Annotated in this window: 19 protein-coding genes; 16 read left to right on the plus strand and 3 right to left on the minus strand. The window is 69.9% G+C overall.

Annotation, left to right across the window (positions count from 1 at the left end; genetic code table 11):
* The 13 genes from JWP28_RS06230 to ureG form a co-directional block, all read left to right on the plus strand.
* Positions 1–1,026, plus strand: a 1,026-nt coding sequence (locus tag JWP28_RS06230; protein WP_299541175.1) for a glycoside hydrolase family 97 catalytic domain-containing protein, incomplete at its 5' end; no start/stop codon positions are given.
* Positions 1,026–1,256, plus strand: a complete 231-nt coding sequence (locus JWP28_RS06235) for a hypothetical protein (RefSeq protein WP_299541177.1) — start codon at positions 1,026–1,028, stop codon at positions 1,254–1,256. The genes JWP28_RS06230 and JWP28_RS06235, both read left to right, overlap by 1 nt.
* A 198-nt stretch (positions 1,257–1,454) precedes the next feature.
* Positions 1,455–3,248, plus strand: coding sequence for a hypothetical protein (locus JWP28_RS06240; protein WP_299541179.1), 1,794 nt, complete (start codon positions 1,455–1,457; stop codon positions 3,246–3,248).
* Between the two features lie 49 nt (positions 3,249–3,297).
* Entirely contained in the window at positions 3,298–6,375 is a 3,078-nt protein-coding gene (locus tag JWP28_RS06245) for a hypothetical protein (RefSeq protein ID WP_299541182.1), read from the plus strand.
* Positions 6,375–7,436 (plus strand): PrsW family glutamic-type intramembrane protease, encoded by a 1,062-nt coding sequence (locus JWP28_RS06250; RefSeq protein ID WP_299541184.1) that lies wholly within the window; start codon positions 6,375–6,377, stop codon positions 7,434–7,436. Before JWP28_RS06245 ends, JWP28_RS06250 begins: the two co-directional genes overlap by 1 nt.
* Positions 7,437–7,520: 84 nt before the next feature.
* Positions 7,521–7,886: a hypothetical protein gene (locus JWP28_RS06255; RefSeq protein WP_299541186.1), complete on the plus strand. Its 366-nt coding sequence runs from the start codon at positions 7,521–7,523 to the stop codon at positions 7,884–7,886.
* 125 nt (positions 7,887–8,011) lie between these two features.
* The gene (locus tag JWP28_RS06260; RefSeq protein WP_299541189.1) at positions 8,012–8,854 is read left to right on the plus strand and encodes an urease accessory protein UreD; all 843 of its coding nucleotides are present in this window, start codon (positions 8,012–8,014) and stop codon (positions 8,852–8,854) included.
* Between the two features lie 3 nt (positions 8,855–8,857).
* Complete coding sequence (locus tag JWP28_RS06265) at positions 8,858–9,160, plus strand: urease subunit gamma (RefSeq protein ID WP_299541191.1); 303 nt, start codon at positions 8,858–8,860, stop codon at positions 9,158–9,160.
* Positions 9,161–9,508: 348 nt separating this feature from the next.
* Positions 9,509–9,814 carry an urease subunit beta gene (locus JWP28_RS06270; RefSeq protein WP_299541194.1) on the plus strand — a complete coding sequence of 102 codons (306 nt, stop codon included), beginning with the start codon at positions 9,509–9,511 and terminating at the stop codon, positions 9,812–9,814.
* Between the two features lies 1 nt (position 9,815).
* Positions 9,816–11,525 carry an urease subunit alpha gene (ureC, locus tag JWP28_RS06275; RefSeq protein ID WP_299541197.1) on the plus strand — a complete coding sequence of 570 codons (1,710 nt, stop codon included), beginning with the start codon at positions 9,816–9,818 and terminating at the stop codon, positions 11,523–11,525.
* Complete coding sequence (locus tag JWP28_RS06280) at positions 11,525–11,995, plus strand: urease accessory protein UreE (protein ID WP_299541200.1); 471 nt, start codon at positions 11,525–11,527, stop codon at positions 11,993–11,995. Before ureC ends, JWP28_RS06280 begins: the two co-directional genes overlap by 1 nt.
* Positions 11,985–12,644: an urease accessory protein UreF gene (locus JWP28_RS06285; RefSeq protein WP_299541203.1), complete on the plus strand. Its 660-nt coding sequence runs from the start codon at positions 11,985–11,987 to the stop codon at positions 12,642–12,644. Before JWP28_RS06280 ends, JWP28_RS06285 begins: the two co-directional genes overlap by 11 nt.
* Entirely contained in the window at positions 12,641–13,288 is a 648-nt protein-coding gene (gene ureG, locus JWP28_RS06290; protein ID WP_299541206.1) for an urease accessory protein UreG, read from the plus strand. The genes JWP28_RS06285 and ureG overlap by 4 nt, the downstream gene beginning before the upstream one ends.
* Here ureG and alc read toward each other — a convergent pair.
* From alc to puuE, 3 genes are read right to left on the minus strand one after another with little or no spacing between them, the layout of a single operon-like run.
* A complete protein-coding gene (alc, locus tag JWP28_RS06295) occupies positions 13,285–14,274 on the minus strand; it encodes an allantoicase (protein WP_299541208.1) in 990 nt (329 codons plus the stop codon). The two genes, ureG and alc, sit on opposite strands and share 4 nt — an antisense overlap.
* A 14-nt stretch (positions 14,275–14,288) precedes the next feature.
* Positions 14,289–14,777, minus strand: coding sequence for a 2-oxo-4-hydroxy-4-carboxy-5-ureidoimidazoline decarboxylase (uraD, locus tag JWP28_RS06300; protein ID WP_299541210.1), 489 nt, complete (start codon positions 14,775–14,777; stop codon positions 14,289–14,291).
* Between the two features lie 39 nt (positions 14,778–14,816).
* Entirely contained in the window at positions 14,817–15,728 is a 912-nt protein-coding gene (gene puuE, locus JWP28_RS06305) for an allantoinase PuuE (RefSeq protein WP_299541212.1), read from the minus strand.
* A gap of 111 nt (positions 15,729–15,839) precedes the next feature.
* On the opposite strand from puuE, the gene uraH reads away from it, so the two are divergent.
* The 3 genes from uraH to xdhB all read left to right on the plus strand — a co-directional run.
* Entirely contained in the window at positions 15,840–16,181 is a 342-nt protein-coding gene (gene uraH, locus JWP28_RS06310) for a hydroxyisourate hydrolase (RefSeq protein WP_299541215.1), read from the plus strand.
* A gap of 2 nt (positions 16,182–16,183) precedes the next feature.
* Positions 16,184–17,638 carry a xanthine dehydrogenase small subunit gene (gene xdhA / locus JWP28_RS06315; RefSeq protein WP_299541217.1) on the plus strand — a complete coding sequence of 485 codons (1,455 nt, stop codon included), beginning with the start codon at positions 16,184–16,186 and terminating at the stop codon, positions 17,636–17,638.
* On the plus strand, positions 17,631–19,857 hold a 2,227-nt coding region (gene xdhB / locus JWP28_RS06320), incomplete at its 3' end, for a xanthine dehydrogenase molybdopterin binding subunit (protein ID WP_299541219.1). The genes xdhA and xdhB, both read left to right, overlap by 8 nt.

Raw genomic sequence — 19,857 nt, forward strand, 5'->3', positions numbered from 1 at the left:
TTCAGCTTCACCGAACCGGCCGCCGACTTCGACCTGAAGAAGGTGACAGCCTACGCCAAATCCAAGGGCGTGCAGTTGATCGGGCACCACGAGACCGGCGCCAACGCCGCCCGCTACGAGAGCCAGATGGAGGCGGCCTTCGCGCTCGACGAGCAGCTCGGGATCAACACGGTCAAGACAGGCTATGTCTCCGACGCCGCCCAGGCCCAGGTCGTCGGCCTGGACGGCAAGCCGCACCTGACCTGGCATGAAAGCCAGGACATGGCCCGCCACTACCTCAAGGTCGTGGAGGCCGCGGCCCGCCATCACGTCGCGATCGACACCCACGAGCCGATCAAGGACACGGGCCTTCGGCGCACCTATCCCAATTGGGTCTCCGGCGAAGGCGCCCGCGGCCAGGAATACAACGCCTGGGGCGCCCCCGGTAATCCGCCTGAGCACGAGACCAACCTCGTCTTCACCCGCATGTTGCGGGGGCCGATGGACTTCACGCCGGGCGTGTTCGGCATGAAGACCCGCTCGCCCGACGGGGTGCCGACCACCTGGGCCAAGCAGCTGGCGCTGTACGTCGTGCTCTACAGTCCCGTGCAGATGGCCGCCGACCGGATCGAGAACTACACGGCCAACCCGAAGCCCTTCAAATTCATCGAGGACGTGCCGACGGACTGGTCGGACACCCGGGTGCTCAACGGCCAGGTCGGCGATTTCGTCACCATCGCCCGCAAGGACCGCAGGTCCGACGACTGGTACCTGGGCTCGATCAGCGATGAGTTCGGACGGACGCTGACGGTCCAGCTCGGATTTCTCGATCCCGGCCGGCAATATCGCGCGGAAATCTATCGCGACGGCCCCGGCGCTGACTGGAAGACGGCGCCCAGCGACATCGTCATCGAGCAGCGCCAGGTGACCGCCGCCGACACCTTGAGCCTGCGACTCGCCGCCGGCGGCGGTCAGGCGATCCGCTTCACACCGACCGACGGAAAGCATGGGCTGCGACGCTCCGTTCGCGTGGAGAAGCCCCTGTGATGGTGGGCGGCAACCTTCCGTCGATGCATTTCGAGACCGACGACTCACCGACACCCGGTGTTGCTCTGAGGCTCTACTGTGAGATCGCCCAGAACTGGGCCGACAACGTGCTGGAAGGGCGCGACCTGTCTGACAGCTATCCGATCCCCGTCGCTCCGACACGCGAGCATGCCGAAATGCTCCTGGGCAGGATCGGGTTCATCCGGAAGGAACTCATCCCGCTGGCTTGATGGCCGGCCATCCGGCGGTCTGAAAGTGGAGACCTGTTACCGCCCGACTGCCCCCACCTCCACGCCCCCTTGGACCACGCCGCCCGCACCCGTTGTTTCGGGGTCAGCAAGCGGTTCCGCCCGCCCGGATACAGGTATCGATTGACGTAACGCGGATCGCGAAGTCTGGTGGTTGAGCTTCAGCTTGGGGACGGGCTCATGAACGCCAGGGTTTCGAACAACAACAAGATCATCGTTGCGGGCGCCGCGGTCGTCATCGCCGCCGTGGCCGCCTATGGCTTGGGGCGGGTCTACCCGCCGCAGGGTGCCTCGACCTCCGGGACCATCGCGCCGGCCGACCGCTATCAGGTGAGCCAGGTCTCCACGGGCGACGTGGTGCTGGGCGACACCACGGTGCCGACGCTGATGCAGACCGACGCCTTCGAGCTGATGGTCAAGGACAAGAGCTTCCGCGCGCTGGCCACCAACCCCGCGTTCATGGCGTTGGCGCAGCAGAACCCTAAGGCGCTGGCGGCCATGGCGCAGAACCCCGCGGCCTTTTCCGCGCTGGCCAAGGATCCCAAAGCCTTCGCCGCGCTCGCCGGCGACGCCCAGGCCTATGCGAGCCTGTCGGCCGCGGCGCAGGCGTCGAACGCCCAGGCCTTCGCCGCCATGGTCGCCAATTCGGCGGCGTTCCAGACCATGGCCAAGGAGCCGCAGGCCTTCGCGGCCATGGCGGCGCACGCCAACGCGCTCTCTGCGCTGGCCGCCTATCCCCAGGCCTTCCAGGCGCTGGCCGCCAACGCCCAGGCGTTCGGGGCCTTCGCCCAAGACCCCAAGGCGTTCGCGGCCGCGGCGGCCAACCCGGCTTCGTTCGCGGCCATGTCGAGCGGGGCCAAGGCCTTCCAGGCCCTGGCCAGTGACGCCAAGGCGATGACGGCGATCACCGCCGACGCCCAGATGTTCGCGGCCATGGCGGCCAATGCGTCGGCGTTCAGGGCCTTCGCCGGCGACGCGGCGTTCAGTTCGGCGGCGAGCGCCAAGGCGTTGGCGGCCATGGCGGCCAATGCGTCGGCCTTCCGAGGGGTGGCGGCCAATGCGCAGGCGCTGCAGGCGATGGCGGCCAACGCCGCCGCCGTGCAGGCCCAGATGGCCGCCTCCGGCCTCAACGCCCAGGCCACCACAGCCCAGGCGACCTCGGCGCAAGCCATGGCCAACGCCAGCGCGGCGCTGGCCGCCAACTCCGCGGCCTTCTCGGCCATGGCGCAGCAGCCTCAGGCGATGGCCGCCATGGCCTCCCACGCCGTGGCGTTCTCCGCGCTGTCGCGCTATCCGCAGGCGCTCCAGGCGATGGCCGCCGATCCCAGGGCGTTCGCCAACTTCTCGAAGGACGTCAACGCCTTCGCCATGGCCGCCTCGACGCCGCAGGCGTTCCAGGGGATGGCGTCGGCGCCCCAGGCGTTCCAGGCGCTGGCCAACGACGCCAAGGCGATGGCGGCGCTCAGAGCCGACAGCCAGGCGTTCGCGGCGCTCTCCGCCAATGCCTTGGCCTTCCGGTCGCTGGCGACCAACACCCAGGCGTTCCAGGCCATGGCCTCCGACGCCAAGGCTTTCGACGCCATGGCCGCCAACGCCGCGGCCTTCCAGGCGATGGCGGCCAACGCGCAGGGGCTGGCGTCCATGGCCCTGCAGGCCCAGGCGTTCCAGTCGGCGGCGGCCGCGGCTTCACACGCCTCGGCGCTCGCGGCCAACGCCAGCGCGGCCAATGCCACCAGCGCCCAGGCGTTCCAGGCCATGGCCTCCTATCCGCAGGCGTTCGCGCTGATGGCCCAGCAGCCGCAGGCCTTCCAGGCGCTGGCCTCGGACGCCAAGGCGATGTCGGCGCTGGCGACCAACGTGCAGGCGATGTCGGCGATGGCCAGTTCGCGGGCCTTCGCGTCGCTGGCGTCGAACGCCGCCTTCGCCGCCATGCTGGGCGACCAGCGCTTCGCGGCCCAGGTCGGCGCCAACTAGGGGTTTGCGGCGCGGGGCCAAGCGCCTCGCGTCGGAGTTCGGGGGGAGTATGGGGCGTGGATATTGGCGGCCGGGCCTGGCCGCCGCGGCCTTGTGGGCGTTGGCCTTGTCGGCCACCGCGCAGCCTGCGCCTGCTTCGCCGCCGACCTCGCCCGCCCCGGGCGGCCCAGCCCCGTCCGGCCCAGCCCCGTCCGGCGCGTCGTCGCCGGTCGTGGTGGTGGAGAAGCCCGGGCCGGTGAAGGCGCCCAACGCCGCCGAGATCGACCTCTCGACCCTCAAGACCGCCGACCTGTCGCTGCTCTATTTCGATCCCGCGCAGACCTACCTCACGCCCTATGTGGCGCGGACCTTCGAGCACTCGATGGCGTTCCAGCGGAAGCTGTTCGGCTGGACTCCGTGGGACCGGACGACGGTGCTGCTGAAGGACTTCTCCGACTACGGCAACGCCGCCGCCCGCGCCTCGCCCAACAATGCGATCCTCCTGGACGTGGCGCCGATCCCGCAGACCTTCGAGACCTTCAGTCCGGGCGAGCGGTTCTTCACCCTGCTCAACCACGAGCCGGTGCACGTGGCGACCATGGACGTCTGGAACGAGACCGACGCGCACTGGCGCCGGCTCTTCCACGGCAAGCCGATGCCGGTGGAGGATCACCCGGAATCGATCCTCTACAACTTCCTGGCGACGCCGCGGGTGAACACGCCGCGCTGGTACCTGGAAGGCTCGGCGGTATTCATGGAGACCTGGATGGCCGGCGGCTTCGGCCGCGCCCAGGGCGGCTACGACGAGATGGTGTTCCGCGCCAAGGTCCGCGACAACGCAACCTTCTATTCGCCGCTCGGGCTGGAGGCGGAAGGCACGGCCATCGACTTCCAGGTGGGGGTCAACGACTACCTCTACGGGACGCGGTTCTTCTCCTATCTGGCGCTGACCTACGGGCCGGAGAAGGTGATCGCGTGGCTGCGGCGAGACCCGGGGTCGGCGGGCTACTACTCGGTGCAGTTCAAGCGGGTGTTCGGCAAGCCGCTGGACGCCGCCTGGCAGGACTGGATCGCCTGGGAGCACGACTTCCAGCGCGCGAACCTGGCGCAGGTGCAGGCCTATCCGGCGACGCCGACGACGCCGCTCGCCAAGCAAGGACTGGGGTCGATCTCGCGGGCCTTCCTGACGCCGGATGGCCAAGGCCTGCTGGGCGCCTTCCGTACGCCCGGCGTGATCGCCAACGTCGGCGTGCTGTCGCTGGGCGACGGGCGGATCCGGCGACTGGCGGACATCAAGGGCGCGATGCTCTACCGGGTGACGTCGCTCGCCTACGACGCAGGCGCGAACAAGGCCTACTACACCGCCGACAACTACGCCTTCCGCGACCTGATGGAGGTGGACGTGGCGAGCGGCAAGAGCCGCATGCTGCTGCGCGACGCCCGGATCGGCGACCTGGCGCTAAACCCCAAGGACAAGGCGATCTGGGGCCTGCGGCACCTCAACGGCCTGGTCACGCTGGTGAAGCTCGAGCCGCCCTACGCCGGCTGGGCGCAGGTGCACACCTTTGCCTACGGCGAGATCCCCTTCGACCTGGACATCTCGCCGGACGGGACCCTGCTCTCGGCCTCCTTCGGGCAGATCAATGGCGAGCAGTCGGTCCGGCTCTACCGGATCGAGGACCTGGATTCCGGGCCGATCCACCCGCTGGCGCAGTTCAAGCTGGGGACCTCGACGCCGGAGGGGTTCGTCTTCTCGCCGGACGGCAAGTACCTGTTCGGGTCGAGCTACTACACCGGCGTCTCGAACATCTACCGCTACGAGATCGCCACCGGGAAGGTGGAGGCGGTGTCGAACGCCTCGACCGGCTTCGTCCGGCCGATCCCGCGCCCGGACGGTAAGCTGATCGTCTACGAGTACACCGGCGCGGGGTTCACCCCGGTGGTGATCGACCCCGTGCCGCTGCAGGACCTGGGCTCGATCAGGTTCCTGGGCGCGGAGATCGCCGCCAAGCATCCGATCGTGCGGGAGTGGGCGGTGGGTTCGCCGGCCAGCGTGCCGCTCGACAGCCTGATCCTGGAGCGCGGCAAGTACGTGCCCACCAAGGAGATGAAGCTCGCCGCGGTCTATCCGGTGGTCGAGGGCTATCGTGGCGACGTGGCGGCCGGGGTGCACGCGATCTTCGAGGACCCGCTGCAATTCCACCAAGCCACGGCGACGATCGCCTATTCGCCGGCGAGCGACGTGCCCGGCGACGAGCGGCTGCACGTCAACCTGGAGTACAAGACCCTGAAGTGGCGGCTGCGCTACTGGCACAACGGGGCGGATTTCTACGACCTGTTCGGGCCGACCTACCGTAGCCGGCGGGGCGATGCGGTGCTGGTGGGCTACAGGGACGCCCTGATCTACGACCCCCCGAACCAGCTCGACTTCGTGGCCGACCTGGCGGCCTACCGCGGGCTCGACACCCTGCCGCAGGCGCAGGACATCGCCACCACCTCGAAGAATCTGGTCTCCGGCAGGATCGGCCTGCGCTACACCGCCACCGACAAGAGCCTGGGCGCCCTCGACTACGAGAAGGGGCTCCGCTGGTCGCTGCTGGGCGCGGGCGACTACGGCTCCGGCGAGCTGTTTCCGAAGGTCTACGGGACCTTCGACTTTGGGGCGCCGCTGCCGCTGAAGCACGCTTCGCTATGGCTCTACAACGCCGCGGGGGCCGGCGGCGGGGGCAAGACCAACCCGCTCAGCAACTTCTACTTCGGCGCTTTCGGCAACAACTACGTCGACGACGGCGAGGTGAAGCGCTACCGCGAATATGACAGCTTCCCGGGCTTCAAGATCGACGAGCTGGCCGGCCGCCGGTTCGCCAAGTCGCTTCTGGAGCTGAACCTGCCGCCCCTGCGGTTTTCCGAGATCGGCCGTCCCAGCCTGTTCCTGAGCTCCATGCGCCCCGCCCTCTTCGCCGGCGTCCTGGCGATCGACCCGGGCGCCCAGGACAGCCGCACCCTGGAGACCGTGGGTGGCCAGCTCGACTTCAACTTCACCTTCGCGCTCCGGCTGCCCATGGTGCTGTCGGTGGGCGCCGCGGCGGGGTTCGAGGACGGTCGCCATCGGGGGAACGAGGCGATGATCTCATTGAAGATCCTCTGATGGACTGGACCCTGGTCGCCAAGCTGGTGCTGGCGCTCTCGCCGGTGGTGGTGCTGCTGGTGGTGTTCGAGCGGCTGGACGTCTTCCGGCTGGTCAGCGGCGGCAGCGTGGCCGCCTACGCCGCGGCCGGCGCGGCGCTGGCGGCGCTCTCCTACGTGTCCAACGCCCACGTGATGGATGGCCTGCCGATCGGCTTCACCGACTACAGCCGCTATGTCGCACCGGTGGTCGAGGAGACGCTGAAGGGCCTGATTATAGTCGGCCTGTTCGCCACTGATCGGGTGGGCTTCAAGCTCGACGCGGCCATCGCGGGTTTTGCGGTCGGCGCCGGCTTTTCGGTGTTCGAGAACGCCTACCTGCTGACGATCTTCCCGGAGGCCAACCTTGGCGTCTGGCTGGTGCGCGGGTTCGGCACGGCGGTGATGCACGGCGGGGCCACCGCCCTCTTCGCGGTGATCACCCACGAGTTCTCCGAGCACCAGGCGCACCGCGAGGGCCGCCACGCCAGACTCTATCCCTGGGTGTTCCTGCCGGGCCTCCTGGTCGCCATCGCCATCCATTCGGCCTTCAACCACCTGCCGGGCGAGCCGATGCTGGCGATGCTGGCGGCCATGGTGCTGATCCCACTCACCCTCCTGGCGGTGTTTTCCAAGGGTGGGGCCACGGCGCATGAGTGGCTGGAGCACGACCACGAGGGCCACGCCCGGTTGCTGGCCGACCTGCGCGAAGGCCGGTTCGCCGAAACGGACGAGGGCCGCGCGCTCGCCGCGATCGCCGAGCGGTTCCCGCGCCGCATCGCAGCCGAGGCGCGCGCCTGGATCGAACTGCAGCTGACACTGGTGCTGCGCGCCGAGGAAGTGCTGCTGGCGCACGAGCGCGGCGAGCCCGCGGAGGTCGGCGAGGCCGAACGCGCGCAGTTCCATCAGATGGAGGCGCTCGGGCGGGAGATCGGCCGCGCCGCCCGCCATGCGATCCAGCCCCACCTGCGGTTCAGCCGCAGCGATCTCTACGAACTGCACATGCTCCGACATCGGGTCGGAAACGGCCGTGCGAGGGTCTGAGACGTCGCGCTTACCGTTCTGTCCGCATCCCGACAGAGTTCCAGGCGTTGTGTAACCGGGACAACAGAGATCGAGACAACAATCATGCGTAACACCTTCACCTTGGCCGCCCTTGCGACGCTGGTCGCGCTACCGCTGATTGCCGGCCCCACAGGGGCGAGCGCATCGTGCCAAGGTCGCAAGGACACCGGCACAGTGCTGGGCGGCGTGGGCGGCGCACTGCTGGGCAATTCGGTCTCGCGCGGCGGTGGCGGCGCGATCATCGGCGGCCTCGGCGGCGCCGTTGTCGGCCATGAGATCGCCAAGCAGGGCTGTGGCGGCGGCGGCCGCGCCTATTATCGCCGCGGCCACACCCGCTATGCGCACGGCTCGGCATACCGGCCGACCTCGCAGGGCTACTACGATCAGCGCGGCAATCTCGTCCGCCCGAGCGACGACTACCGCCGATAACGCGGGGCCGAGGCTCCGCAAACCGGACGCGGGCGGCGCCCAACAAGTTGGCGCCGGGGGTCGCCCCCGCTGAGCGCCTGAGCCCCGGCTGGACAGGGGCGGCGTCGTGTCTGCAAGCTCGCGGCGTGTTCCAGAGCCGAAGCCTTGCTATCGATCCGAAATCCGCGCCCGCCCTGCAGCGCGCCCAGGGCGTCGGTCGCATCGACGTCAGCGCCGAGGCGGGCGTGACGCGGCTCGCGCGCCTCTACCAGGAAGGATGCGGCAAGATCCGCCTGCCCACGGACCATGCGGCCCGGGGGCTCGAGGCCGTGCTGATCAACACCTCCGGCGGCCTGACGGGGGGTGACCGGATGAGCTGGAGGGCGCGGGCGGGGCCGGGGGCGGCGCTGACGCTCACGACCCAGGCCTGCGAGAAGGTCTACCGCGCCCGCGATGGCCGGGCGGAGGTGACGGTGGCGCTCGACGCCGCTCGCGGCGCGCGGATCGACTGGCTGCCGCAGGAATCCATCCTGTTCGACGGCGCAGCGCTGTCGCGGACCCTGGAGGCGGACCTGGCGGCCGACGCGCGGCTGCTGGCGGTCGAGGCCGTTGTGCTGGGCCGCACGGCCATGGGCGAGACGGTGAGGCGTGGGACCTTGCGCGACCGTTGGCGCATCCGCCGCGAGGGCCGGCTGGTGTTCGCCGACGACTTGCGCTTCGAGGGGCCGATTTCCGCGGTCGCGGGGCTGGCCCCGACCCTGGCCGGCGGCAAGGCCTTCGCCTCCCTGCTGCTCGTCGCCGACGACGCGGGGCGGTTCCTGACGCCGCTGCGCCAGGCCATCGGGCCCTATGGCGGCGCCAGCGCCTTCGACGGCAAGCTTTTCGCCCGTATCGTCGCGGCGGACGGCCTCAGCCTGCGGCGCGCTCTGCTGCCGGCGATCGCGGCCTTGCGCGACGGCGAGCCCGCGCCGCGCATCTGGCGGCTCTAGGCCATGAACCTGACCCCGCGCGAGAAGGACAAGCTGCTGGTCGCCATGGCCGCCGAGGTCGCCCGCAAGCGCCTGGCCCGCGGCGTGAAGCTGAACCACCCTGAAGCCATCGCGCTGATCACCGACTTCGTGGTCGAAGGCGCCCGCGACGGGCGCACGGTCGCCGAACTGATGGAGGCCGGCGCCCACGTGATCACCCGCGCCCAGGTCATGGAAGGCGTCCCGGAGATGATCCACGACGTCCAGGTCGAGGCCACCTTTCCCGACGGCACCAAGCTGGTCACCGTCCATCACCCCATCCGCTGAAGGAGTTCGAATGCATCTTTCGATTTGCCGGCAGAAGAGCGTTCTCCCCTCCCCCTTGCGGGGAGGGGTCGGGGGTGGGGGTGCAAGCTGTGAGGCTGAGTTCCGGCCCCTCGAACGCCGAGCCGACACCCCCACACCCAACCCTCTCCCCGCAGGGGGGAGAGGGCTTTGCGCCGCTCTTCTAACGCTGCTGCTTACGGCCGCCCTCGCCCACCCCGGCGATCACTGGACCATGAGCTTGGCGCAGGGGATGCATCACCTCTTCACCGAACCCGATCATCTGGGGATGATCGCGGCCGTCGCAGCCGTGGCGGCCGGGGGCTGGATTATGCGCACGCGGCGCGCCCGATGATCCCCGGCGAAGTCATCGCGGCGGCGGGGGAGATCGAGCTCAACGCGGGGGCCGCGCCGGTCGCCCTGCAGGTGGCCAACACCGGCGACCGGCCGATCCAGGTGGGCAGTCACTACCACTTCTTCGAGACCAATCCGGCGCTGGCCTTCGACCGGGCGCAGGCGCGCGGCATGCGCCTGGACATCCCGGCCGGGACCGCCGTGCGCTTCGAGCCCGGCCAGGCCCGGGAGGTGACCCTGATCCCGTTCGGCGGCGCGTGCCGGGTGTTCGGCTTCCGCCAGGCCGTGATGGGCGGTCTCTGACATGCCCGCCGGGATCAGCCGCGCCACCTACGCCGACATGTTCGGCCCGACGGTGGGAGACCGGGTGCGCCTGGCCGACACCGAGCTGTTCATCGAGGTCGAGCGCGACCTGACCACTTACGGCGAAGAGGTCACCTTCGGCGGCGGCAAGGTGATCCGCGACGGCATGGGCCAGAGCCAGGCGACGCGGGCCCAGGGCGCCGTCGATACGGTCATCACCAACGCGCTGATCGTCGACCACTGGGGGATCGTGAAGGCCGACGTGGGCCTGCGCGATGGCCGCATCCACAAGATCGGCAAGGCGGGCAATCCGGACACTCAATCAGGCGTCGACATCGTCATCGGCCCGGGCACCGAGATCATCGCCGGCGAGGGCAAGATCCTCACCGCCGGAGCCATGGACTGCCACATCCACTTCATCTGCCCGCAGCAGATCGAGGAGGCGCTGATGAGCGGCGTCACCTGCATGCTGGGCGGCGGCACCGGCCCTGCGACCGGCACGAAGGCCACCACCGCTACGCCCGGCCCCTGGCACCTGGCGCGGATGATCGAGGCGGCGGAAGCCTTCCCGATGAACATCGGCTTCTCGGGCAAGGGCAACGCCAGCCTGCCGAGCGCCCTGGTCGAACAGGTCGCCGCCGGCGCCTGCGCGCTCAAATTGCATGAGGACTGGGGCACGACGCCGGGCGCCATCGACTGCTGCCTGGGCGTCGGCGACGACCTCGACATCCAGGTGATGATCCACACCGACACCCTGAACGAGAGCGGCTTCGTCGAGGACACGGTGGCGGCGCTGAAGGGGCGCACCATCCATGCCTTCCACACCGAGGGCGCCGGCGGCGGCCACGCGCCGGACATCATCAAGGTGGCGGGGCTGGCGAACGTCATCCCCTCGTCCACCAACCCGACACGGCCCTACACGGTGAACACCCTAGCCGAGCACCTCGACATGCTGATGGACTGCCACCACCTCGATCCAAGGGTCCCCGAGGATGTGGCCTTCGCCGAGAGCCGCATCCGCAGGGAAACCATCGCCGCCGAAGACATCCTGCACGACCTCGGCGCCTTCTCGATCATCTCCTCCGACAGCCAGGCCATGGGGCGCGTCGGCGAGGTGCTGATCCGCACCTGGCAGACCGCCGACAAGATGAAGAAGCAGCGGGGCCCGCTCCCCGGCGACGGCGCTGCGGATAACGCCCGGGTGAAGCGCTACATCGCCAAATACACGATCAACCCGGCCATCGCCCACGGCATGAGCGCCCACATCGGCAGCGTCGAGGAGGGCAAGCGCGCCGACCTGGTGCTCTGGAACCCCGCCTTCTTCGGCGTGAAGCCGGACCTCGTCCTCTTGGGCGGCAGCATCGCCGCCGCGCCCATGGGCGACCCCAACGCCTCGATCCCCACGCCGCAGCCGGTGCACTACCGGCCGATGTTCGCGGCCTACGGCAAGTCGCTGACCCGCTCCTCCGTGACCTTCGTCTCCAAGCTGGCGGTGGAGAACGGCCTGCGCGGCAGGCTCGGCCTGGACAAGGAACTGGTGGCCGTCGAGAACGTCAGGGGCGGCATCTCCAAGGCCTCGATGATCCACAATTCGGCGACGCCCGATATCGAGGTCGATCCCGAGACCTACGAGGTCCGCGCCGACGGCGAACTGCTCACCTGCGAACCGGCCGAGGTGCTGCCCATGGCCCAGCGGTATTTCCTGTTCTGATGGCCGCCCCTCAGCCCATCACCGGCGTCCTGCCGGCCAAGGCCTGGAGCGGCGTCGCCGTCGACCGCGTGCTCCTGGACTACGACGGACGCCACCGGCGGCGGATCGTGCTGACCGGCGAGAGCGGCGCCCAGTACTTGCTGGACTTGCCCGAGGCGACACACCTGAAGGGCGGCGACGGCCTGACGCTGGCGGGCGGCGGCATCCTGCTGGTGGTGGCCGAGCCCGAGCCGCTGCTGGAGGTCCGCGCCGCCAGCCCCGAGGCGCTGACCCGCCTCGCCTGGCACATCGGCAACCGCCACCTGGCCGCCGCCATCCGGGCTGACCGCATCCTGATCCGCCGCGACCACGTCATCGCCCACATGCTGGAGCACCAGGGCGCCGAGGTCCGCGAAGTCGAGGAGCCCTTCGACCCCGAGGGCGGCGCCTATCACGACCACGGGCCGGCGGATCATCACCATGACCACTGAGGCCCACCTCCTGCGCCTCATGACCTGGCTCTCGCCGGCCTTCCCGGTGGGGGCGTTCAGCTATTCGCATGGGCTCGAGACGGTCATCCGAGATGGCACGATCGCCGAGGCCGAGGCGCTCAGCGCCTGGATCGCGGGCCTGGTCGAGCACGGGAGCGGCTGGACCGACGCGGTGCTGTTCAAGGCCGCCTGGGACGCCGCCGCCGCCGGCGACGCCCCCGGCCTGGCCGAGATCGTGGAGCTGGCCGAGGCGCTGGCGCCGTCGCTGGAGCGCCGCCGCGAGACGCTGGGCCAGGGCGAGGCCTTCCTCACCGCCGCCCGCCCCTGGGGACCGCCGGTGCTGAGCGGTGCGGTGGCCTACCCGGTGGCCGTCGGCGCTGTCGCGGCCAGCGCGAACATCCCGCTCGAGATCGCGTTGACCGCCTGGCTGCACGCCTTCGCCGCCAACCTGGTCAGCGTCGCCGTCCGCGCCGTGCCGCTCGGCCAGACCGACGGCGTGGCGGTGATCGCCGAGCTGGAGCCTGTGATCCTGGCCACGGCCGCCCGCGCCGCGGCCTCCACCCTGGACGACCTCGGCTCATCGGCGCTTTGCTCCGACATCGCCGCCATGCGGCACGAAACCTTAGGTGTGAGGCTCTTCATCTCATGAGCAAGCCCCCGCTAAGCAAGAATGGCCCCTTGCGCGTCGGCATCGGCGGCCCGGTGGGCTCGGGCAAGACCACGCTGGTCGAGAAGCTCTGCAAGCGGATGCGCGACCGCTGGAGCGTCGCCGTGGTCACCAACGACATCTACACCCAGGAAGACGCCCTGATCCTCAACCGCCTGCAGGCGCTGCCCGAGGACCGCATCCTGGGCGTGGAGACGGGGGGTTGCCCGCACACCGCCATCCGCGAGGACGCCTCGATCAACCTGGCGGCCATCGCGGAGATGAACCGGCGCCACCCGGACCTCGACGTGATCTTCATCGAGAGCGGCGGCGACAACCTGGCGGCCACCTTCTCGCCCGATCTCGCCGACCTGACGATCTATGTGATCAGTGTCTGCCAGGGGGAGAAGATCCCCCGCAAGGGCGGCCCGGCCATCACCCGCTCGGACCTGCTGGTGATCAACAAGACCGACCTCGCGCCGCACGTTGGCGCGGACCTGTCGGTGATGCGGAGCGACACGGCCAAGGCGCGCGGCGAACGGCCCTACGTCTTCACCGACCTGACCCGGCTGGTCGGCGTGGATGAGGTGGCGAGGTTCATCGCAGCTGCGGGCGGATTGCCCGCGCCGCTGAGCGAAGTCGCCTAGATCGCGACGCGTCCCACCACCCGCAGTCGGCTGATGCCGCCGTCGGGGTAGATATTCAGCCGCACGAACTTCACCGGCCCCAGCGCCGCCAGTTCGTCGCGGAACACATGGACGTGGTCGGCCGAGAGCTTCACCTCCGGCAACAGCACTGGCCAGGCCTCCGCCTGCTTGGCGATCTCCTCAGGGCTCCCGTGCGCCCGCGCCGAGGCCTGGACCGAGCAGCGGTCGGGGTAGTTGCCCTTGAAGTGCGCCGTATCGACGGTGATCTCGTCGATCCGTCCGAAGGCGCCCAGCTCCAGCACCGCCCAGTCGTGGCCGGGTTCGCGGCGCCGTCGCGTTTCCCAGCCGTCGCCCATGTTCGCGCCGCGGCCGGGGGCCGTCAGGTTCGCCACCGCGCCGTAGTGCTCGTCGTTGGCGATGATCCCGCGCCCGCCGTTGGCGACGGCGAGCAGGTCGATCGCCTCGTCCACCCCCACCTTCGACCAGTCCGGCAGCACCCGGCCCCAGACCCGCAGGCGCGCCACGCCGCCATCGGGGTAGATGTGCAAGCGCACGTGAGTGACAGGGTCAGCGTGATCGATCGGAAACCAGACCCGGTCATCGCCTTTCAGATCGTGGCGGTGCGTCACCACCGTCCAGCCGGCGCCCTCGCCAGGAATGACTTCGTCGGAGCGGCAGACCTCGAGCTGAGCGCCAGGCGGGTAGTTGCCGGTGAAGTAGGCCGTGTCGATCTCGAAGCCCGCGACCTCGCCCGGGACGCCCAGCCGGATCACGCACCAGTCGTGGCCGGGCGTGCGTTTGCGGCGGCTTTCCCAGCCGTCCATCCACTTGCCGTTGTCGTCGTACTTGCCGGCGACGAACACCGGCGGCTCGGGCGAGATCAGCCGCGACTTGTCGGCGAAGAAGTCGTCCGTGGCGTAGACCACCTCCGAGCCCAGCCGGGGCTGGGCCAGGTCCACGTAGCGGCGGCGCAGGTCGTCGAACACTGGGCATCGTCCCTCTAGGTCAGCTCCGCGAGCCGGAAGCCCGCGATGCGGTGGATCTGGGTGATGGCGGTCTCGAACTCGGTCTCCGGATCGTTGGCCAGCCGGGCTTCGAACGCCTGCAGTATATCGGCGCGCGTCAAGCCCTTCACCGCGACGATGAAGGGGAAGCCGAAGCGGGCGTCGTAGGCGGCGTTGAGACGCTGGAAGGCTGCGAACTCGGCCGGGGAGCACTGGTCGAGACCCGCCCCGGACTGTTCCTTCACCGAGGCGTCGGCCATCCGGGCGCGGCCGGCGAGCTCGGGGTGGGCGCGGATCAGGGCGAGCTGCATCTCGCGGGGCGCGGCGTCCACCTCCGCGCGCATCGCCGTCGCCAACCCTGGCGGGTCGTCCAGACGCCCTGCCTCGACCGCCGGCCAGACGCCCTCCGCCACCCACGGCGAGGCCTCATAGACCGGCCCGAACCGCGCGAGGAATTCAGCGTGTGAAAGGTCACTCGGCTTCATCGGTCCCTTTTCCCTTGTGGGAGAAGGACACGATTGCATTCACCGCGCATGGGGATGCCGCTCGCGCCAGTGCTTGGCGATCTCGATCCGGCGGCAGAACCAGACGTCGTCGTGCCCCTGGGCGTAGCGGATGAAGCGCTCGAGGCCCGCGAGCTTGCCGGGCCGCCCGGCCAGCCGGCAATGCAGCCCTACGGACAGCATCTTCGGCCGCTCCTCCCCCTCGGCGTAGAGCACGTCGAAGGCGTCCTTCAGGTAGCTGAAGAACTGCTCTCCGGTGACCAGGCCGCCGCCGGAGAAGCGCATGTCGTTGGCCTCCAGCGTGTAGGGCACGATCAGCTGCGGCTTTCCGGAGACCATCGCCCAGAAGGGCAGGTCGTCCGAATAGTCGTCGGCGTCGTAGAGGAAGCCGCCCTGCTCGGCGAGCAGCCGGCGCGTGTTGGGACTGGTGCGCCCGGTGTACCAGCCCAGCGGCCGCTCGCCGGTCAGCCGCTTGTGGACCTCGATGGCCCTGAACATGTGCTCGCGCTCCACCTGCTCGGGCACCTCCTGGTAGTTGATCCAGCGCCAGCCGTGCGAGGCGATCTCATGGCCGGCCTCCAGGAAGGCCTCGACCACCGCCGGGTTGCGCTCCATCGCCATGGCGACGCCGAACACCGTCACCGGCACGCCGCAGCGCTCGAACAGGCGCAGCAGCCGCCAGACCCCGGCCCGCGCCCCATAGTCGTAGATCTGCTCCATGCTCATATGCCGCGCCCCGACGATGGCCGGCGGATTGATCAGGTCGGAGAGGAAGGTCTCCGACTGCTCGTCGCCGTGCAGCACGCTCATTTCCCCGCCCTCCTCGTAGTTGAGGACCAGCTGCACCGCGATGCGCGCGCCGCCCGGCCAGTCGGCGTGCGGCGGCTCGCGGCCATAGCCGACGAGGTCGCGGGGAAAGGGGTCTCTGGGCATGTCTGACCGCATAGCAGGCTTGGCACGGTCCGCAGCCTCGCAGGACGGCCAGAGAGTTGCAATTCGAGGGGCTTGGACCGACTCTGGGCGGCTGGCGATCACGGAAGGTCAATGAGCGGTCTGACCACCCACGTCCTGGACACCGCCCACGGCAAGCCCGCCGCGGGCATGGCGCTGCGCCTTATGCGGGACGGCGTGGTGCTGTTCGGCGCGAAGACCAACGCGGACGGCCGGTTCGATTCGCCCCTGCTGACCGGCGAGGCGCTGAAGGCCGGCGCCTATCGGCTGGAGTTCGATGTGGGCCGCTACTTTCGCGGCCTCGGCCTGGACCTCCCCGAACCCGGCTTCCTGGAGACGGTGGCCGTAGAGTTCGGCGTCGCCGACGCGGGCGGGCACTACCACGTGCCCCTGCTGGTCAGCCCGTTCGGCTACTCCACCTATCGCGGCAGCTGACGATGGGCCGGCCGATCCGCTTCCTGCTGGATGGCGAGGTCCGGGAACTTCACGGCGTCGACCCGACGCTGACGGTGCTCAACCTGCTGCGCTACGATCTGCGCCGCACCGGCACCAAGGAGGGCTGCGCGGAGGGCGATTGTGGCGCCTGCACCGTGGTGCTGGGCGAGCTGGAGGACGGCCGGGTGCGATTCCGGGCGGTCAACGCCTGCATCCTGTTCGCCCCGATGCTCGATGGCCGCGCGCTGTTCACCGTCGAGAGCCTGAAGCGCGAAAAAGGGGCCGCCCTGCACCCGATCCAGCAAGCGATGGTCGCCAACCACGCCAGCCAGTGCGGGTTCTGCACGCCGGGCTTCGTGATGAGCCTCTACGCCCACCAGCGCGAAGGCGCCGCGACCGACAGCGGGACGCTGAAAGACGCTCTTGCCGGAAACCTCTGCCGGTGCACCGGCTACGGCCCGATCCTGGCGGCCGGCCAGGCCATGGGGGCGGATCCGGACGCCCGGCTCGCCGAGGCGCTGGCGGTCGAGCTGGCAGGCATACGGGCGACTGAGAGCCTGGAGGTCGAGCACAAGGGCCGGCGGTTCCTGGCGCCCCGAACCGCTTCCGAACTGGCCGCGGCGGTCGAGGCGCATCCCGACGGCGCCATCCTGGCGGGCGGCACCGACGTGGGGCTGTGGGTCACCAAGCAGCATCGGACCCTGCCGACGGTGATCTCGCTCAACGAGGTCGCCGAGCTGCGCCGCGTCGAGGACCTGGGCGATGCGATCCGCATCGGGGCCGCCGTCCGGTACGCCGACGCGGAAGCCGTTCTTGTCGATCTGCACCCGGAATTCGGCGAAATGCTGAGGCGGCTCGGCGGACTGCAGGTCCGGAACCTCGGCACTGTCTGCGGCAACATCGCCAACGGCTCGCCGATCGGCGACATGCCGCCCGCCCTGATCGCCGCCGGCGCAACGGTCGTGCTGCGCAAGGGCGGGGCGACCCGCACCCTGCCGCTGGAAGGCTATTTCCTCGCCTACGGCAAGCAGGACCGCGCGCCCGGAGAGTTCGTCGAGGCGGTGATCGTGCCGAAGATCGCCGCCGGCCGGGTCTTCAAGCTGTTCAAGCTGTCCAAGCGCTTCGACCAGGACATCTCCGCCGTCTGCGCGGGCGTCTCCATCGGCGTCGAGGCCGGCCGGGTCACCGACGCCCGCATCGCCTTCGGCGGCATGGCCGCGACGCCAAAGCGGGCAGCGGCGTGCGAAGCCGCGCTTACCGGCCGGCCCTGGACCGAGGCCACGGTCCGCGGCGCCGCCGAAGCCCTGGCGCAGGATTTCCAGCCGATCGACGATATGCGGGCGTCGGCCGCCTACCGCCTGCAGGCGGCCAAGAACCTCATCCTCAAGGCGTGGCTGGAGAGCTCAGCCGGCGCGCCCACCCGAGTCCTCGAGGCCGAGGCGGTGGCCCATGCCTGACGCTGGCGACGCCCTCCGCACGCTGGCCACGGTCCACAGCGCCGTCGCCCATGACAGCGCCGAGAAGCACGTGGCGGGCGAGGCGCTCTACATCGACGACCTGCCCGAGCCCGCGGGCCTGCTGCACATCCATGTCTGCCAGAGCGCCCGGGCGCACGCCCGCGTCACCCGCCTCGACCTCTCCGCCGTCCGCGCCGCGCCCGGCGTCGTCTGCGTGCTGACCTCCGCCGACATCCCCGGGAGGAACGAGATCGGCCCGGTGGTCAACGACGAGCCGCTGTTGCCGGAGGGCGTCGTCCGCTATGTCGGCCAGCCGCTGTTCGCCGTCGCCGCCGAGAGCCTGCCCAAGGCGCGCGCCGCCGCGGCCCTCGCCGTGGTCGAATACCAAGACCTGCCGCCGCTGCTGACCATCGAGGCCGCCCGCGCCGCCAATTCGCTGATCGAGGACAGCCAGGTCATGCGCCTGGGCGACGCCCGCGGCGCGATCGCCTCGGCCCCGCATGCGCTCTCCGGGACCCTGGCCAGCGGCGGCCAGGACCATTTCTACCTCGAGGGCCAGGTGGCGCTCGTCCTGCCGGGTGAGGACGGCGACCTGCACGTCTGGTCCTCCACCCAGAACCCCACCGAGACCCAGCACCTGATCGCGCGCTGCCTGGGCCTGCGCGACAATGCGGTCACCGTCGAGGTGCGCCGGATGGGCGGTGGCTTTGGCGGCAAGGAGACCCAGTCGATCCACTATGCGGCGCTCGCCGCCCTGGCCGTCGCCAAGACCGGCCGTCCGGCCAAGGTCCGGCTGGACCGCGACGACGACATGGTGATGACCGGCAAGCGGCACGCCTTCGTGAGCGACTGGCAGGTGGGCTTCGACGGCGACGGTGTGTTGTGCGGCGCCGCCTTCGAGCTCGCCTCGCGCTGCGGCCACTCCGCCGACCTTTCCATCGCCATCAACGACCGGGCGATGTTCCACTGCGACAACGCCTACTGCCTGCAGGCCGCCGAGATCGTCTCCCACCGCCTGCGCACCAACACCGTCTCCGACACCGCCTTCCGCGGCTTCGGCGGACCGCAGGGGATGATGGGGATCGAGCGGGCGATGGACGCCATCGCGCTGCATCTCGGCAAGGACCCGCTGGATGTGCGCCTGGCCAACCTCTACGGCGTCTCCGGCGACCTGACACCATATGGCCAGACGGTCGTCGACAGCGTCGCCTTCGAGCTGATGACCGAGCTGGAGGGAGCTTGCGCCTACCGGTCGCGCCGCAAGGCGGTCACGGCCTGGAACGCCGAGAACACCATACTCAAGCGCGGCCTGGCGCTGACGCCGGTGAAGTTCGGCATCTCCTTCACCGCCAACCACCTGAACCAGGCCGGCGCGCTGGTGCACGTCTACACCGACGGCTCGATCCACCTGAACCACGGCGGGACCGAGATGGGCCAGGGGCTGAACATCAAGGTCGCCCAGGTGGTCGCCGAAGAGTTCCAGGTCCCGCTGGACGCCGTGAAGATCAGCGCCACCCGCACCGACAAGGTGCCCAACAGCTCCGCCACCGCCGCCTCCTCCGGCAGCGACCTCAACGGCATGGCCGCCCAGGCCGCGGCGCGGACCATCAAGGCGCGACTGGTCGCCTTCGCCGCCAAGGAATTCGGCTGCAAGCCGGCCCAGGTGGTGTTCGGCCCGGACGGCGTGGCGGCCGGCGAGACGACGCTGACCTTCACCGAGCTGGTGCGACGGGCCTATTTCGCGCGCATCTCGCTCTCTTCCACCGGCTACTACCGGACGCCCGAGATCCACTACGACCGCGCCCGCCACCAGGGCCGGCCGTTCTACTACTACGCCTATGGCGCGGCCTGTTCGGAGGTGGTCATCGACACCCTGACCGGCGAGAACAAGGTGACCCGCGTCGACATCCTGCACGACGTCGGCCGCTCGCTGAACCCGGCGGTGGACCTGGGCCAGATCGAGGGCGGCTTCATCCAGGGCATGGGCTGGCTGACCACCGAGGAGCTGGTGTTCGACGAGACGGGGCGCCTGCAAACCCATGCGCCCTCGACCTACAAGATCCCGGTGGCCGGCGACCGGCCCGACGCCTTTAACATGGCGATCTGGGAGCGTGGCGAGAACCGCGAACCCAGCATTCACCGCTCCAAGGCGGTGGGCGAGCCGCCGTTGATGCTGGCGATCTCGGTGTTCTCGGCGCTGACCGACGCGGTGGCCAGCG

Source organism: Phenylobacterium sp. (assembly GCF_028290885.1).
GTDB lineage: Bacteria > Pseudomonadota > Alphaproteobacteria > Caulobacterales > Caulobacteraceae > Phenylobacterium.

Bases quoted from the DNA above. Each gene is read 5' to 3' on its own strand.
- ureC (WP_299541197.1), top strand. From the start codon at position 9,816: ATGCCCGCCGGGATCAGCCGCGCCACCTACGCCGACATGTTCGGCCCG.
- puuE (WP_299541212.1), bottom strand. From the start codon at position 15,728: ATGCCCAGAGACCCCTTTCCCCGCGACCTCGTCGGCTATGGCCGCGAG.
- JWP28_RS06270 (WP_299541194.1), top strand. From the start codon at position 9,509: ATGATCCCCGGCGAAGTCATCGCGGCGGCGGGGGAGATCGAGCTCAAC.
- JWP28_RS06245 (WP_299541182.1), top strand. From the start codon at position 3,298: ATGGGGCGTGGATATTGGCGGCCGGGCCTGGCCGCCGCGGCCTTGTGG.
- xdhA (WP_299541217.1), top strand. From the start codon at position 16,184: ATGGGCCGGCCGATCCGCTTCCTGCTGGATGGCGAGGTCCGGGAACTT.
- JWP28_RS06235 (WP_299541177.1), top strand. From the start codon at position 1,026: ATGGTGGGCGGCAACCTTCCGTCGATGCATTTCGAGACCGACGACTCA.
- ureG (WP_299541206.1), top strand. From the start codon at position 12,641: ATGAGCAAGCCCCCGCTAAGCAAGAATGGCCCCTTGCGCGTCGGCATC.
- JWP28_RS06285 (WP_299541203.1), top strand. From the start codon at position 11,985: ATGACCACTGAGGCCCACCTCCTGCGCCTCATGACCTGGCTCTCGCCG.
- uraD (WP_299541210.1), bottom strand. From the start codon at position 14,777: ATGAAGCCGAGTGACCTTTCACACGCTGAATTCCTCGCGCGGTTCGGG.
- JWP28_RS06255 (WP_299541186.1), top strand. From the start codon at position 7,521: ATGCGTAACACCTTCACCTTGGCCGCCCTTGCGACGCTGGTCGCGCTA.
- JWP28_RS06250 (WP_299541184.1), top strand. From the start codon at position 6,375: ATGGACTGGACCCTGGTCGCCAAGCTGGTGCTGGCGCTCTCGCCGGTG.
- JWP28_RS06265 (WP_299541191.1), top strand. From the start codon at position 8,858: ATGAACCTGACCCCGCGCGAGAAGGACAAGCTGCTGGTCGCCATGGCC.
- JWP28_RS06240 (WP_299541179.1), top strand. From the start codon at position 1,455: ATGAACGCCAGGGTTTCGAACAACAACAAGATCATCGTTGCGGGCGCC.
- JWP28_RS06280 (WP_299541200.1), top strand. From the start codon at position 11,525: ATGGCCGCCCCTCAGCCCATCACCGGCGTCCTGCCGGCCAAGGCCTGG.
- uraH (WP_299541215.1), top strand. From the start codon at position 15,840: ATGAGCGGTCTGACCACCCACGTCCTGGACACCGCCCACGGCAAGCCC.